At 39.6% G+C, this 15,141-nt stretch carries 14 protein-coding genes and 1 tRNA gene; 5 read left to right on the forward strand and 10 right to left on the reverse strand.

All coding sequences use genetic code 11. The features are described from left to right. A partial coding sequence (locus tag H344_RS21975) for a transposase (protein ID WP_456236335.1) occupies positions 1–172 on the reverse strand: 172 nt, incomplete at its 3' end. Positions 173–494: 322 nt separating this feature from the next. On the opposite strand from H344_RS21975, the gene H344_RS0110870 reads away from it, so the two are divergent. Beyond that, positions 495–1,550 (forward strand): IS110 family RNA-guided transposase, encoded by a 1,056-nt coding sequence (locus H344_RS0110870; RefSeq protein WP_026810350.1) that lies wholly within the window; start codon positions 495–497, stop codon positions 1,548–1,550. Positions 1,551–1,903: 353 nt separating this feature from the next. Here H344_RS0110870 and H344_RS0110875 read toward each other — a convergent pair whose 3' ends face one another. The 6 genes from H344_RS0110875 to H344_RS0110900 form a co-directional block, all read right to left on the reverse strand. Then, positions 1,904–3,145: a hypothetical protein gene (locus tag H344_RS0110875; RefSeq protein WP_026810351.1), complete on the reverse strand. Its 1,242-nt coding sequence runs from the start codon at positions 3,143–3,145 to the stop codon at positions 1,904–1,906. Positions 3,146–3,453: 308 nt separating this feature from the next. Then, on the reverse strand, positions 3,454–3,852 hold the full coding sequence (locus H344_RS0110880) for a hypothetical protein (RefSeq protein ID WP_157378230.1): 399 nt from the start codon (positions 3,850–3,852) through the stop codon (positions 3,454–3,456). A gap of 11 nt (positions 3,853–3,863) precedes the next feature. After that, positions 3,864–6,392, reverse strand: a complete 2,529-nt coding sequence (locus H344_RS20070; RefSeq protein WP_051254265.1) for a type IV secretory system conjugative DNA transfer family protein — start codon at positions 6,390–6,392, stop codon at positions 3,864–3,866. Positions 6,393–6,493: 101 nt separating this feature from the next. Further along, positions 6,494–8,038, reverse strand: a complete 1,545-nt coding sequence (locus H344_RS0110890; RefSeq protein ID WP_026810353.1) for a toprim domain-containing protein — start codon at positions 8,036–8,038, stop codon at positions 6,494–6,496. Positions 8,039–8,102: 64 nt separating this feature from the next. Then, entirely contained in the window at positions 8,103–8,801 is a 699-nt protein-coding gene (locus tag H344_RS0110895) for a hypothetical protein (protein ID WP_157378232.1), read from the reverse strand. A gap of 254 nt (positions 8,802–9,055) precedes the next feature. Beyond that, positions 9,056–10,279: a hypothetical protein gene (locus tag H344_RS0110900; protein WP_026810355.1), complete on the reverse strand. Its 1,224-nt coding sequence runs from the start codon at positions 10,277–10,279 to the stop codon at positions 9,056–9,058. 60 nt (positions 10,280–10,339) lie between these two features. Between H344_RS0110900 and H344_RS21045 the strand changes: the two genes are divergently transcribed. Both H344_RS21045 and H344_RS0110910 read left to right on the forward strand, forming a co-directional pair. Continuing rightward, positions 10,340–11,179, forward strand: coding sequence for a M23 family metallopeptidase (locus H344_RS21045; protein WP_051254266.1), 840 nt, complete (start codon positions 10,340–10,342; stop codon positions 11,177–11,179). 376 nt (positions 11,180–11,555) lie between these two features. Further along, positions 11,556–12,017 carry a JAB domain-containing protein gene (locus tag H344_RS0110910; RefSeq protein WP_051254267.1) on the forward strand — a complete coding sequence of 154 codons (462 nt, stop codon included), beginning with the start codon at positions 11,556–11,558 and terminating at the stop codon, positions 12,015–12,017. A 525-nt stretch (positions 12,018–12,542) separates the two neighbouring features. Here the strand turns inward: H344_RS0110910 and H344_RS0110915 are convergent. Then, a tRNA-Met gene (locus H344_RS0110915) sits at positions 12,543–12,616 on the reverse strand. Between the two features lie 142 nt (positions 12,617–12,758). Here H344_RS0110915 and H344_RS0110920 point away from each other — a divergent pair. Together H344_RS0110920 and H344_RS0110925 are read left to right on the forward strand one after the other, a co-directional pair. Next, on the forward strand, positions 12,759–13,142 hold the full coding sequence (locus H344_RS0110920; RefSeq protein ID WP_026810357.1) for an START-like domain-containing protein: 384 nt from the start codon (positions 12,759–12,761) through the stop codon (positions 13,140–13,142). A 52-nt stretch (positions 13,143–13,194) separates the two neighbouring features. Further along, a complete protein-coding gene (locus H344_RS0110925) occupies positions 13,195–14,040 on the forward strand; it encodes an aminotransferase class IV (RefSeq protein ID WP_026810358.1) in 846 nt (281 codons plus the stop codon). Positions 14,041–14,055: 15 nt separating this feature from the next. Here H344_RS0110925 and H344_RS0110930 read toward each other — a convergent pair whose 3' ends face one another. Together H344_RS0110930 and H344_RS0110935 are read right to left on the reverse strand one after the other, a co-directional pair. Next, entirely contained in the window at positions 14,056–14,616 is a 561-nt protein-coding gene (locus H344_RS0110930) for a YqgE/AlgH family protein (RefSeq protein ID WP_026810359.1), read from the reverse strand. Between the two features lie 112 nt (positions 14,617–14,728). Continuing rightward, on the reverse strand, positions 14,729–15,001 hold the full coding sequence (locus tag H344_RS0110935; protein WP_026810360.1) for an HU family DNA-binding protein: 273 nt from the start codon (positions 14,999–15,001) through the stop codon (positions 14,729–14,731). Positions 15,002–15,141: the final 140 nt, after the last annotated feature.

Below are 15,141 nucleotides of genomic sequence, written 5' to 3' on the forward strand. Positions count from 1 at the left end.
GCCTGGAGGACCGCATGCGGTTCATATAACCGTAGATATAGAGTTTCAATAAATCTGCCGGATTGTATGGCGGTCTTCCCTGGGCGGGCAATGGATCAAAGCCCAATTCTCGCAGATCCATGCTTTCCACAAACTGATCGATAAAACGTACTGAATTGTCCTGCGGAACCATGTCGTCCAAACAAGTGCTGTAAAGTGTTAACTGCTCCCGGTCTTGTCCTTGTTGATATTCCATACCTTAAGTTACAAAAAACCGAGGTTGGATCTGAAGATGATGCAACGGGTTTTCAACAAGGTTATTAAGTTTTGAGACAGTCTGACGGTCTCGTATAACCGTCAGTTACGGGTTAATAATATGCGTTAATTTTCGGTTTAGCACAGACCTTAGCAATTCCGCGTGGATTCGGACGTAGTCGAATCCGCCGTAATTGCGGTTAGCATCTATGTAAAAGCAGTAAGTCGAGTATCTTTAAGATGAACTAAAAATTAAAGATATGAACACTCAAATTACTGCCACACCTAAGTTATTCATTGGTATCGACATACACAAGCGTAGTTGGAAAGTACATTGTGCGACTGATCTTTCATCCGGCAAGACTTTTAGCATGCAGCCTCATGCGGAATTGCTTTTGGAATATGTAACCAAACATTATCCAGCTTATGAAGTGTCTACCGCCTATGAGGCAGGCTGCTGCGGGTACCACGCACATCGTTGCTTTGTAAGTTACGGTTGGCGCTCATTGGTAGTCAATCCAGCCGATATTTTCAGAAAGGGCAAGGAGCGTCACACTAAGACAGACCGAATAGACGCGCAGCTTATAGCGCGTGAATTAAAAGATGACAGACTGAGTAGTATATGTGTGCCAGATAAATGTAGAGAGCAATTACGTAGTTTGTTTCGTCGTAGGAATGATTTGGTAAAGGATATGCGTCAGATCAAGAGCTATATCAAAATGCAGTTGTTGTATTATGGTATTAGCATACCACAGGATCTTGATAACGACCATTGGAGCCATAAGTTTAGGGATTGGGTTGATAGTCTGGATTTTGAGTATGATACTGGCAATGAAGTTTTGCGAAGCCGTATGCGCAGCTTTCGGTTTATTGATCAGGAGTTTCGTGATGTTTCTACATTATTGCGTCGATATACTAAAATACATTTCAAGAAAGATTATATGCTTTTACGAAGTATTCCTGGGATAGGTCCAATAGTTGCCAGTGGTATTTTGAGTGAATTGGGAGACCTACGCCGTTTTAAGAATATTAAACATTTGGCCGGATATGTAGGTCTGGCGCCGGGCATTTACCAAAGTGGTGATACCGTCCGCCATACCGGTGTGAGTATGCGTGCTCACCGCTTAATACGAAGTTATTTCATAGAAGCTTCTTGGCAGGCTATTCGAACAGATCCCGTGATGCAGGGCTATTACCGCAAGCATCATGGAAAAAATGTGAAGAGTGTCATTGTAAAGGTAGCTAGGAAACTATTAAGTAGAACATTAGCTGTAATAAAGACGGAGACCCCTTATGTGATAGGGGTATTGGAATAAAATTAAGAGGATGAACGGTAATACAATAACTAAGCTCACCAAGAATAGTAGATTTGCTTGGATCACAAAACAATGTAGGTGGACATTACCCATGTATCACATCGGTTAGCAAGTGACCAGGCTTATTATAACTTATAATCATACAGATGCTGGTGACCACTTCTGCTAAGACGAGGATCACATATAGGATGCCGAGCAAGTTATATGGTATTGAATTTTAAATGATGCACAGCCTCATTCATAATTCAATACGCTTAAAACTAATATTATGAGATAGTTAAAGGATAAAATATTAACTTTAGAGAACTGGACTAGTGCTTTTCATAGGATACATTGTTAGCTGTAGTACTTTTTTAATCAGGTAAATGAAACGCTAAAACTCCTAAATTAATTTCTCTGTTTCTATCTCCATTAAGGTGAAAGATATAATTCCACCAAGTCTCACCATTTTGTTTTTCAGTCCGAACATAATTCGGGTGAGTTTCTGTTATTTCCGAAATCGTTGAAATCACATTACTCATATCTTTGTTTTTTACAAATATTACTACTGAAGTTTTAGAATTGCGAAATGTTAGATAACCTAACAATTGGTCAATAGTCTCAAGATAAAGTTTTTGTCCACCCCAAAACTTGCATTCAGCAACGAAAACTACATCACTATCATATCGAATTAGAATATCTGTTTTTCCTGTTTTATTGAATGTTTCTCCACTTGCACTTCCAAGTTCGAAATTTGGGTCAAGAAACAATAATATATGGTCTCTTAAATCTTCTTCACCTTTTCCCGAATAAGTTGATGTCATTCTTTCAAAGTTCTTTCCTACATCGTAAATTATTTTTAAGATTTCCTCGTAATTTTCAATTGATAAAGTAGGTTCTGGTTTAAACCCTTTTTCATATACTTTTGGTTCAATTCGGATTTTCTTCCTTAACTCGGGTTTGGGTACAACAAAAGTTTCTGCAACATTTTCCTTTTTCTTAAGTGGTACACCAAGAGAAGAAAGCAAATCATTTTTTGAGAGTAGTTTTTGTTTTCGCTCCTTTATTTTTCCTAAAGCAAAATCCAAAATTTCATTGTTGAAATTTTGGCAATCTTTCTTCACAATGTTGTAGTCGGATAAGATATAGCGTTTGCTATCCTCAAATGACCTTTTAATTTTTTCAGGGTCGTTATTAAAATTTATTATTTCAGTAGTTATACTGTTCTCGGTAACACCAACTTCTATACTACCTGAAACAGAAAAGGAACTTTCTCCTTGATTCGCTAATATGTAAATATCGCCAGTGTAAGGAATGTGATAAACTATAACATCACGTTTGTATTTTTTACCGCTATAAACGTCAAAACTGCCAGGAAATCTTTCAGCTGGTATATCTTTTTCGTAGCTCTCAACATATACATTTTCAAAATCTAATTCCGGAAAGTCAATAAGATGGTCTTGAATTAAAAATTCAGCAAACTCGACTTCGCTAACATTTAAAATGTAATCTTCTGATTTTTGATTTATTTGGCTTTCAATCGTACGAGCAGAATTTCCAAAAACATTCTTTAGACTACCTTCTCTATATAATTTTATTCTATTTCCTCGATACATTTTTTTTGTATTAAAGCTAACGTAGGTGTATAGTGTGAATTGGTTATATATCTATTTTAGGATCCACCAATGTAAGACTTTATTTACTGTTTTGGAAGTGGTTTTACAAAGTGGTAGTCGTCCTGTTGGTAAAATTCGATGAAGTAGTAGGATTAATCGATGGGTAATGGGAAACCTTAAGCCTGATTATCGGAAAAATGAAGAGATAACACAATTAGCTCCTCATTCTTCAAGTGAGGATGGTTTGCAGTAGGGGAGAAGACTCACGACTTTACATTGGAAGAGACTATCTTAGAGGTGGTTCCAATTTAAATCTTCTTTTTAAACTCGGTAAGAGCACTTACAATAGCGGCTTCCATTTCCTTGTATTCCTCTTGTACATCGGCTTGGTATACCACGTTTTCGCCAATATTGGTCTTTGGGATAAACTCGTTGTCCTCAGAAAGAATCCATGCCGGATTATACCCAAGGGAATAGTAGTATAAAATCAATTTAATGGTTGTTAAGGATATGGCCCCTCGTTCTACATTGACCAAGGTATTGTAGTCCATATCGAAACGCTCGGTTATCGCTTTAATGGAAAATGCGCTTGTACGTCGGTTACCGGTATCTTTTTGTATCAGCTCCTCCCGTATCAATTTTAAGCGTTCACTGATATAATTAAAATCCTCGGTAGGGGCTTTCATCAACTCGTAAATGTCTTTCATGTTTTGAATGATTAGTTTTCTATGTCCATTATTGTTGGAAAGCTAGAATACAAGCTGTCCAAATCCCTTTCCTTACTATTGGTAGGCTCGATACAGTCCGATTCCACTAGCGTTTCAAAGTTAGTGATTTCATATTGTTTACGATAAGCATCTGCCAATGCCTTTTTGGGCCTGCTATGAAAATCGGTAATAAAACCCCTGGCGATAATGTCGTTCTCCTTTAGAGACTTTTCTATTTCACCGCCTATCTTATTTTTGTCAAATACCGCTAACTTCGGTTTTTTTCCTGTGGCGCGATGATACTCACGTTCCACCAGGGTATTAATATTTTGGATTACTTTCATGAAATTTTCCTCCAAAACCCTGTTTTTCTCTTGCTCTCTGAACATCCGATCTATCAAACTCGTAATATATTCTTTTATAGAGTTTCTTGAATCCATATTCTCTCTTATTAAGCTCTCTACTCTTGGCAGATGATCAAATAGTTTTATTTTCTTTGTCATTAATATAAACTGGGACTGCGTTAAAGAATTTTTATAACGTGTTTTGGTAAACTCTTCAAGGTAGTTCTCGTAGAATTTTTCGGGATCCCTCTGATGGAAATCGAGATGCGTCACCACCTCAAAAAAATCGAGGTTTTGTAAAATGCTCATTTTTGAGGCAACCAATTTCTGATGGTGCTTATTTTTAAATTCGGTGTGAGAAGGCAGTTCGTATTTACCCTGGATTTTCTTTGCTTCCATGTTGGGTTTTAACAATCCACAACATAGTTTTTGTGCTATCGGGTGCTCAAAGGTGTCGGCCACAATACCTGCAAAATGCCCGGTGGACATACTGGTTATCCTGCTCTTTGGTAACAAAGAGGAAAGGATGGTGCTAAAATTGACCGTAGTATCTTGGTTGGAAACCGCTTTGCTTCTTTTTTCTTGATGGATACGGCCAAAAATCTCACTGATCCGACGGGCGGTTTCTCCTTTTGCAGCACCACTAAAGACATTGGAGCAGTTGTCAAAAATCACCTCTGCCAATTCCCTGCCGTAATCGGCTATTAATTGAGTGATACTCTGTATGCCCAGTACGGTGGCTACGTAGTTGGCCCTTCCCGTATCGATAATCCTACGCAGTCCCATAATGAATACAGTGGGAAGTTCATCCAAGATCAATCCCATGGGCCTACACCCTGGTTTGTTTACCACCTGAAGTGCTTTGTTAATGTACAGGCCTATGGGAGCAGCATATATTTCAGAACGGTCTGGATTGTTTTGGATGCAGACTATTTTTGGGCGTTGGGGATTATTGATGTCCAATTGGAAATCGTTACCGGTCATGATATAATAGATTTCCTTGCTGGCCAGCATCGAGAGGGAAATCTGGGCACTGGCGGTCTGTCCGGCTAATTGCTGACTTGCTTTTCGCTCCATGGCATCCTTAAAGGGAATCATTAGACTGCGGACTTCCACCTCCTGCATCATAATTTCCAAGAGGTATTCGATGTTGATGGTAGATAAGGTAATCACATGGGGCAGGGTACAGAGGTATTCTCCTGTTTCCTCGGATTTCTTTTTTAAATACCAGATCAGCCCGGCTACAAAACTAATGGCGCTTTTGGAGAAAAAATCACCTCGTTTGATCCATTCCCTGTTCAGGTTCTTCATGATAATGGTAGCGGCATCCGAAGCGTCCGTCTGGTTTTGCATAAGGTAAGGGTCTATAGGATTGCAACGGTGCGATTTCTCAATGTTGTCAAAGCTCAAGATGTAGAATTCGGGTAGCCTTTGTGATGGGTCTGCTTTGTGGGGTTGCTCTTTTTTCCGGCGCCAATAATTGTAGGCGATTTTACTGAGCGTGTCCAATTTAAAATCGTAGATCAGCATGGTAAAGTTTTTAGTGATCATCTGCTCAATAATCTCTTCGATCAAGGCAAAGGATTTCCCACTACCTGGGGTGCCTATGACCAACAAAGCCCGAAACAGGTTTACGAAATTCACCCACCCTTTGCGGAGTTGTCCCCTGTAACGATACTCATAAGGGATGTTTACGGAATGCTCGGTAGCTATCTTTTCTTCCATTTGCAGGAAGGATTCGTTCTGGTCGTTGAAGGGGTCCTCCTTGGCCTCGTTGGAAAAGCCTGTCACTTGGAATAGGTAAACGGTGCCGGTGACCGACCATATAAAACCAAGGCAGTACAATAAAAGGGAGTACCCTAGTAATGTAATATGAACAGGTTTAAAATATGCTGTAATGAACAGTAGCAGACTCCCGAATGAAAAGTATACCAATCCGGTGACAAGGGAGCTGCTTTCTTTTTTTCTGGGATTATAGAGCAACACGCTTCCCAAAATAATCAGTAGCAATAAGGCCCTACTGAGAAAAGGTTTTTGCAATGTATTGAAACGTCCTAGAAACTCATGAACCAATTCGGAAAGGGGTGAATCCCATTCCAGGTATTGCAGTAATGGGTAGTACGGAATATATCCCAATACTGCGAAGAAACCTACCGATAGTAGCATGGCCGAAAAAGCCAGATTTTGATTGTTCATAATCGGTTTGTTTTAGTTATGCGTACTCTACTTATTCTATGACTGTATTTTACTTTGGTTAAAAGAAATACCGTGTTCACTGAGGAATTTTAATAAGCTCTCTATAAGCCCCTATTTAAAGAAGGAGCGTCTTGCTCCCTCAATAGGTTGTTCCTTCTAGTGATTTTCTCAACGGACGCCTGCTTAAAATGCCCTTTTATATGTCCGAAGGGCAGCGTAATGGTATCCCCAGGGCCAAATTGGCAGCTAATGCCGTCCTGGTTGATGGCTACTATAGTCCCAATGCTATCCGGGTTATGGTGTCCAACGCTGTATTTTAAAGTTACCTTATCTCCAACCTCCATACTATTGGGCTTACAAGCTTCCCTCTCTTGAAACTTTTTCTTTTGGGAATTCAATAGATCGTCGTTCCAGTCCTTTCCAATCGATTTGTGGATGGTGATGTGAAAAGGTAAATAGATCGTACTAATGGTTTCGATAAGAGCCTTGAAGGGATGTGTTTCTCCTTTCTTTATGGGAACGTTCATTACCTTCTGTATGTTGAATTTCCACGAGATTTTATCGTCCGTTTTAATCCATTGGACCCATCCTCCCTGTTCTAAGGCCGTGGTTGTTTCCGCTAAACTATGTACATGAGTTCTTAATTTATTTCTGCTATCGTCGAAATAGTTAATGGAAAAATTAACATCTCCGCGTCGGAACAGTGCTTCTGCCTGTAGATCCTGATTATGAAAATTCAATAAACTTGTGAGCAATTTTATATCGAACTCGAATCCCTTACGATCGTTGTCCATGATGGATTTTAGGATCGTCTTCTTGGAGCCGAGATAGGGGGCGGTTAGCTGGTTGAAGAAAACGAGTTTTTGAGCGTAGACGTTTCCGCTGAAGGAAACATAAAAGTGTTGAGGGCTTCCATGGAGTTGATGGTAGGAGAGGAGGTCTACGGCACTTTCCCCAACAACAATCGCAGAGGGATCTTTTATGGGAGCGGAATAAAACAGGAAGTGGTCCTTGCGGTTAAGAACAAGACGAAACTTTCTAAGCTTATTCTCATTTTTACTTCTATAGGCCTTGTTGAACAATATGTAATTCTGTGGGTTGCCTGCCAAATCGTATTTTGGAAAGGCGATATTCGCTATTTTACGCCCATTTTTTTTATTGGGATAGGCATTATAGATACGGCCACAAAAGTTCACGCTTTTCAGGGTAGCCATGGTTATCCCCCTTTGATGCAATAGGTAACTGGGATTTTCCAAAGGGGCAATAGTAAAACTCAGTTCCAAGGGTTTGTTTTTGGAAGTAGTCTGTCTTTTCTTTAAGGGGATGCTGACTATCTGTGCACTGGAATTCGCAATTTTTAGTCCTTCCCGTACGGCCTCGTAAAAGTTGTTGCTCCGCTTTAAAAGAAACTTAAAAAAAAGTCCCTTGTCCAGGGAATCGTTTCGGTTGAAATAGGTCACCGGATCGCGGCCTGTATGCAGTACAATGCGGTCCTTGGAATTCTGGAACTCCAGGGAGTTCGCACTTTTCTTGATTAAGGTATAGCCACTTCGATGGAGGAAACCAGAAAAGTGAACCTCAGAATTGATTTTAGAGATCAGTGTTTTATAGTGCTGAGGATCGTCTATATAATTGGGCCCGTTCATGGCAATGAAGATAAAGGCCGACCTATCCCGTAGACCGACCATTGGTTATATTTGTACTAAGAAACTACCCCTTGAGGGTATTGTTGAGGGGATCTTTTTGTGGTTCAGCCAGAGCGGATAGTTCAGCCTTTTGCTGTTCCATAGGTTCACAACTGCGATATAGGAATCGTTGCCCCTTGGCGCTCCATCGTACCTTATAGGTCAACGGTCCTTTTTGTGTTTTCTTTATCGTAATCTTAACCTCTTGGCCCTGGTTTAGTTTTTCCGCTTGGGAGGCGGTCAGCTGTTGGCCCAGCACATACATATTTGCAGAGACGGTAGACTTAGTGCGAATGTTGTTCAGTTTGGGCTCATAATAGGCCAGCTTTTGAAAGGTCTGCCCATCCAAGGAACTTCCTGTAAACAGGACGGTCTTCCCCTCTTCCACCATGGCATGGAATTCCTCCTTGGTGAACTGGTACCGATAGGCAATCGCCTCCTCCCATTTAACTGGTTCGGTGCGTTTTACCTGCACGTCCAATTTTGAGCCATAGGTAGGATGGTAGAGCATTTGCACCATTTTTACGGATTCTTTTAACTTCCCGTCCTTGACGTAAGTAGTCGTTAATTGGGCTTCCTTTCCCTCTACAATGTTCTCCTGGATGTTGGAAGCTAATTTCTCGAAGCTTATATAGGCCCCTTCCAAGCGTCTTTTGGCATCGGCCACAGCAAATTGCTGATCCCTGGTTTTTCGGACTTCCACATGAATGCTGTTCTTTGGCATTTCGAAGGGTGGATGGTTATGGATCTTTATCTTAAAAGTGGTATCGTCTATGGATACGGCTTCGCCCTTTTGCCATACTTGGTTGACATAGACGAAAACTCTTTGAACTGTGTTTTCTACTTGATTCTCCATTTTTGAGTGATTTTAATTGTTACGGAATTTGAATTTGTTACCTTTGAATAACTTTCAGATCAGGAGTGATTTGTGAGTTACGGAATTTGAAGAAAAGAGGGCGGGAGCGTCCTCTTTTCATTTTAAAGCGCTATTCTGTATTCTTTCAATGGCACCTCCTTCCCTTCATTGACCTGGTTGCACGTATTTTCCCATTCGACATACCAATTCGCCGATCGTGGTTTTAGAATGTCGATCGTTTTGTTCAGGTAATATTTGTAATAGGACCAGACCAAAACCTTGATTGCGTGCGATTCTATAGGCAATCGCACCCTAATATCACCATTGTCCTTGGAAACCAAAATGCTGAATTTATTGAGCGTGTTTTGGTCGATGATTTTAGTGTATTCCAGCATTCGCTGGCCCAAGGCCTTGTTATAACGCCTTATATGATCGTATAATCGGGTAAAGGATCTATCACTTCCCATGGGGAACCGTACCATAAGCGTACGGTCGGTATGGGTCAGTTGCAGCTTGGAACCCTGTAGATAGGTGAGTAATTGCAGGTCCCGTAAATATCCTTCTATCTTTCCTTGGCCCGTGAAACTCAAATACAGTTTATCCACCTTTGTAATCCGCTGTATTTGGAAGAGGATATTGGTTGTCTTGTAATTAAGGGTGCCCAAGGCGAGATAGACCACATTTTCCAATCGGAATTTCTTATGGAAGGCCAGGGCTTCCTTGGGGTTGCTAAATAGAAATAGGCCGTCTATTTTCTTGGGGATATTGGAATACCATAGGGAGTGCCCTATGGCCGACTCACCAAAAGGGACAACCTCCTTGCCCATATCACGGAAATAGCCGCATACCTCATTCTGTAAGTTGAACAGCGGGAACAGTGGATCTCCTTCCTCGCTAAGAAAAATGCGTCCAGTAAAGGGACCGTTTTGCGCTATCTGGAAAAATTGCGTTTTCGATGATTCCTCTAGGGGTTTGCGATAGGAATGAAAATGGTTGAAATCCATCTCCACCATTTTTAAACCAGAGTTTGGGTTATTGGCTATAAGGAGGGATTCTGTTTGGATCACTTCCTCATAGCACTTGGATACCTTGTCCCAAATCAATTCTTCTTTGGCCCCCTCCATTTTTGATACATGGGCCGTAATTAGGTCCGAAGCAGCAAGTTTTTCCTGAGGCCGTTGTACCGTATAATAGAGATATCCCTTCTCCGTGTGTATGACTATACAATGCTTTCCGCCCTTTTTAAATAGAAGGTAAGTGTCCTCGGAGCGGAGGAGTTGGAACCCCAAATATTCGAAAAGTTTGGGGAGATGTATGAGATGGATTTTTGTTAGCCAATGGTCCATAGATATAAATTAGTTATTAATTTGTATATTATTAGTGAATTTGCGTATAAATACAAATATATGAAATTTTTCACTTTCTTTTGGCTTTGGAATAAAAAAATAGGAGGTAAGGAGCTGGAAACCAAGATGGTTTTCGGGAAAAAGGGACTATACTATATGGTAGTGTTCATGGTGATCAGTCTTTTCTATATCCTTCAGTATGGCTTGGGTAGATCGGATCAACAGTTGGAAAATGCCGTGAAAACAATGGAGTTATATGAAGTACGGTTGAAGATGAACATGAATGATAGCCTGACTACTGGGCAGGAGGCAGTAATGGAGCGGGAGCGATTGTTGATGGCTATTGAAACGCGCATAGTAGGTTTTCTATATCGAATACCGGATTACTCATACGTAAGCTCACTGGAAACCTACCTAAAGTACCGTCCAAATTTGTTAGCGCAATTTCCTGCTGCCGTACCCTTGGGAAAGGGCAACTACTCTATTTCCAGTAACTATGGGATTCGTACTCATCCCATTTCTCAAAACGAGAAAACCCATTTTGGGATCGATTTATCCGCCCCAGCCGGAACCACCGTACATGCAACGGCGTCCGGTACCATCAAGGAGGTAGTGTATTCCAAAAAGGGGTACGGTACCCATATTGTTATATGGCATCGCTTTGGCTTTGAGACGCTATATGGACACCTGGAAAAAGTCTTGGTCCATAAAGGAGAGTCAATAGCTCAGCACCAGATTATTGGCACGGTGGGAAGTACAGGAAGCTCTACAGGTCCTCATCTACATTATGAAATACTTAAAAACAAAGAGAAGATCGATCCGCGACCTTCCTTTGATCTAAAAAAGAAAATCTATGATGAGTTGTTCCTTAGCAACTCCGGAACGGAAGGAGTCGAGTAGGAGTCTTCCATTAATGGATTCTTAATATTATAGGCTCCTGGTTCCATAAACTATCGATCCAAGTTTCCAAACTGTTACTGATTGGTTCCAATTAGGCCCCTAATTGTTTTATGGGGACAAACTCAATCCCGGTTTTTATTAGCTCGAATATCTTAGTAGGTCGAAGGAATTGCCAAGACCTAATAAGTCAATTTTCATGACCATGCTGCAAGTTAATCAAGCCGCCTTTGCCCGGTCCATGTAGTATTTGAAAAAATGGGGTATCCCTCCTGTCGGGGGAGCCCACCGCAATTTTTTAAAATCTCCACTTGGACTTATCCGCACCGCTGCGCTGCTGTTGATTGTGTTGGCCGCATAATCTTAAAAATTTACTATCATGGAAAAAACTAGAATCGCAACCTTTAAGGATTTTGTTGGAGAATTAACGGCTATTTACAAAAGAACCACACTGCCTACGTTTAAGATAACCACTTCCAGTGATGTGAGAACTTTTATTTATCCTTACTTCGAGGATATTATGGATGATCACGAGGAGGTGAAGGTCATCCATCTGAACCGAAAAAATCAAGTGGTAAACGTTCACCATCTAACCTCCGGAACCGATAGTGGCTGTCTGATCTCGGTAAAAGACGTACTCCGGCAAGCAGTCCTGATTAAGACACATAGCATAATTCTTGTTCACAATCATCCCTCTGGGAACCTAAATCCCTCAGAAGCCGATAAGCAAATATCAACCAAATTGAGGAATGCTTCTAAACTATTGGATATTCCCACGCTAGATAGTATCATCGTTACCAGGGAAGGATACTACTCCTTTGCGGATGAAGGGCTTTTATAGGCCCTTTTTTTGATTGTTTATGCTCTGATTGTATTCGAAAATGGACTGCACTAATTTCCCAGATGCTTTATCTTCCGTTGGAGAAACTCAAAGGCTGGTAACTAAAATAGTTCCAATAACGGCCCTGACCTTTTCAGATTCGCCGTTTAATCATATAATTTCTCACCCATAACTTCAAAAATTATCGTCTAATCCAACTTTTAGGGATAGGAATAAATTTAAAGAAGAGGCTATTATCCTTTAAAAAAGAGCAAGGAGACACGACGAGACAAGATGAAAATAATCAAGTTTTTTAGAAGGGGGGAGCCTAACTGTGATTGTTTCCTAGTAAAATCGACCAACAATAGACTGTTGAAACACGCTAAATAAGTTCAAATTGGGACAGTTTTTTGAGTCTGAGAAAGACGACTGTAACTATATAAGTTGTTGGATAATAGGCGAAATAGTGGACAAAATGTTTTACCTATGTTTTACCTAAGAAAAAAACCCAGAAGATGAATCTCCTGGGTTGCCTGTATTTACTTGTAGCGAGATCGGGAATTGAACCCGAGACCTCCGGGTTATGAATCCGACGCTCTAACCGACTGAGCTACCTCGCCATTTGTTTTTTTTAACGGGTGCAAATATATAGTTTAATTTTTAGTCTTTCAAAATTTGAACGCAAAAAAAATTAATATTCTTCTTTTATTTTTTTATCCTATATAAATATATATATTGACACCCATTAAACACTACATAGTAATGAACGATAAAGTTAAATTTGAACTCGAATTTGTGATACAGGCTTCACCTCAGCTTCTGTATCAATATATATCCACTCCCTCAGGGCTTTCGGAGTGGTTCGCCGATAATGTAAACTCTAGAGGAGAGAAGTTCAGTTTTATTTGGGACGGTTCCGAAGAGGAGGCGAAATTATTAAAACGTAAAAGCGAAGAATTCGTAAAATTTACGTGGGTAGCCGAGGAAGATGAAAGTTTTTTTGAATTGAGAATTCGAGTTGATGAAATAACGAAGGATGTTTCTTTATTTATCACCGATTTTGCAGAAGAAGATGAGGTGTCCGAGTCTAAAATGCTTTGGGAAAACCAAGTATCTAGTTTAAAACAAGTTTTAGGATCTACTTAGGCCTTTTGTGAAATAAATGTATCTTTGGCCTTGATTTTTCAAGGCTTTTTTTATGATTAATTTTAATGGAGACCTACTTTCCAACGATTCATTTTTTCTAAACCACAATAATAGGGGGCTACGCTATGGGGATGCCCTTTTTGAAACTATAAGGGTGGTGAATGGCAAACTATTCTTTTGGGAAGATCATTACCTAAGACTAATGGCCTCTATGCGTATTCTACGTATGGAAATACCCATGTCTTTTACTATGGAATATTTAGAGGAGCAGATAATGGCATCAGTTACTTCAAATGCTCTAGAAAATACTGCGGCGCGCGTACGACTAACTGTTTTTAGGAATGATGGCGGACTCTATTTACCCGATACTAATGATGTCTCTTATCTTATTGAGTCGGCTAAATTAGATGCTCCTTTTTTCGTTCTTAACACAGATCCATACGAAGTGGAACTTTTTAAAGATTTTTATGTCAACCCAGACATGCTATCTACCTTAAAGACCAATAACAAGCTTATAAATGTTGTAGGGAGTGTTTTTGCAAAGGAAAATGGATACCACAACTGTTTGCTTGTAAACAATAATAAAATGGTGGTAGAAGCGCTAAATGGAAATCTATTCTTGGTAAAAGGGAACCGAATTAAAACTCCTTCATTAAAAGATGGTTGTTTAAATGGGATTATCCGTAAAAAATTAATTGATATTCTGGAGAATCTAGATCAATATGAATTAGAAGAAGCTCCAATTTCACCTTTTGAACTTCAAAAAGCAGACGAACTATTTATTACCAATGCGGTGGTAGGGATTCAGCCGATTAGCAAGTATAGGAAAAAGGAATATGCTACTACCGTAGCTATGGATCTTTTAGGCAAGTTAAATGCTGCTGCGAGGCTAAACTAGACAGGGCTAATTAAATCAGTTTAAATTAGGGTTTTCAGGAGAATTGGACCATATAAGATAATTGCCACCCAATTCTAACATCTTTTCTTTCCAAAATGCATTTGCAGATTTTTGGATGATGGAGCAGTGGTACACATTATCTACTACAATCCAAGATTTGGAATTGAGTTCTGCATCTAATTGAAGTGAAGACCAACCAGAATACCCTAAAAAGAAGCGAATGTCATCTTCAGTAATTACCTTATTGTTGATCATTTCTACAATGCTGTTAAAATCGCCTCCCCAATAAATACCATCGGAAATTTCAATACTGTTTTCTACCAACTCCGGAACTTTATGAATAAAATAAAGGTTGTCCTGTTCTACAGGGCCTCCATTGTAGACCTGAAAAGGTACTTCAATCTCGGTTACTAAATCGCTTATAGTGTAGTTTAACGGTTTGTTTAAAATAAAACCAACAGATCCTTCTTCATTGTGTTCTGCAAGTAATACTATAGATCTGTGAAAGGAAACATCACCAGAAAGAGTTGGCTCGGCAATAAGTAGTTTACCTTTTTTTGGTTTTTCCGCAATCATAATATTCTCTTATATCTTCTAAAGTAATGAATTTAATGTAATTAAAAAGAGTTTTTTATAAAAAAAAAGCACTTCTAATGAGAAGTGCTTTAGACGTATTCTTAATGTGGGACTAGTTTACAGAGTTACTTAAATCTGAACCTGCCTTAAACTTAACAACATTTTTTGCTGCAATTTGAATAGTTTTACCAGTTGATGGGTTTCTACCTTCTCTTGCATTTCTTTTAGATACAGACCATGATCCGAAACCTACTAAAGATACTCTATCACCTTTCTTAAGAGATCCTTCTACATTTCCTAAAAATGACTCTAATGCTTTTTTAGCAGCTGCTTTTGTAATGCCAGCATCGGCTGCCATTGCATCTATTAATTCTGTTTTGTTCATAATTTCAATAAATTAATTGTTATTATTTATATTTTAATACTCCAACAAAATTATACGGATTTGGCAGTAACGCAAGTAAAACGGGGGTAAATCGCTAATATTGTTAATAACTTCGGGTCATTGTTGATAACGTTGGGCAA

This window comes from Arenibacter latericius DSM 15913, from assembly GCF_000424985.1.
GTDB classification, from domain to species: Bacteria; Bacteroidota; Bacteroidia; order Flavobacteriales; family Flavobacteriaceae; genus Arenibacter; species Arenibacter latericius.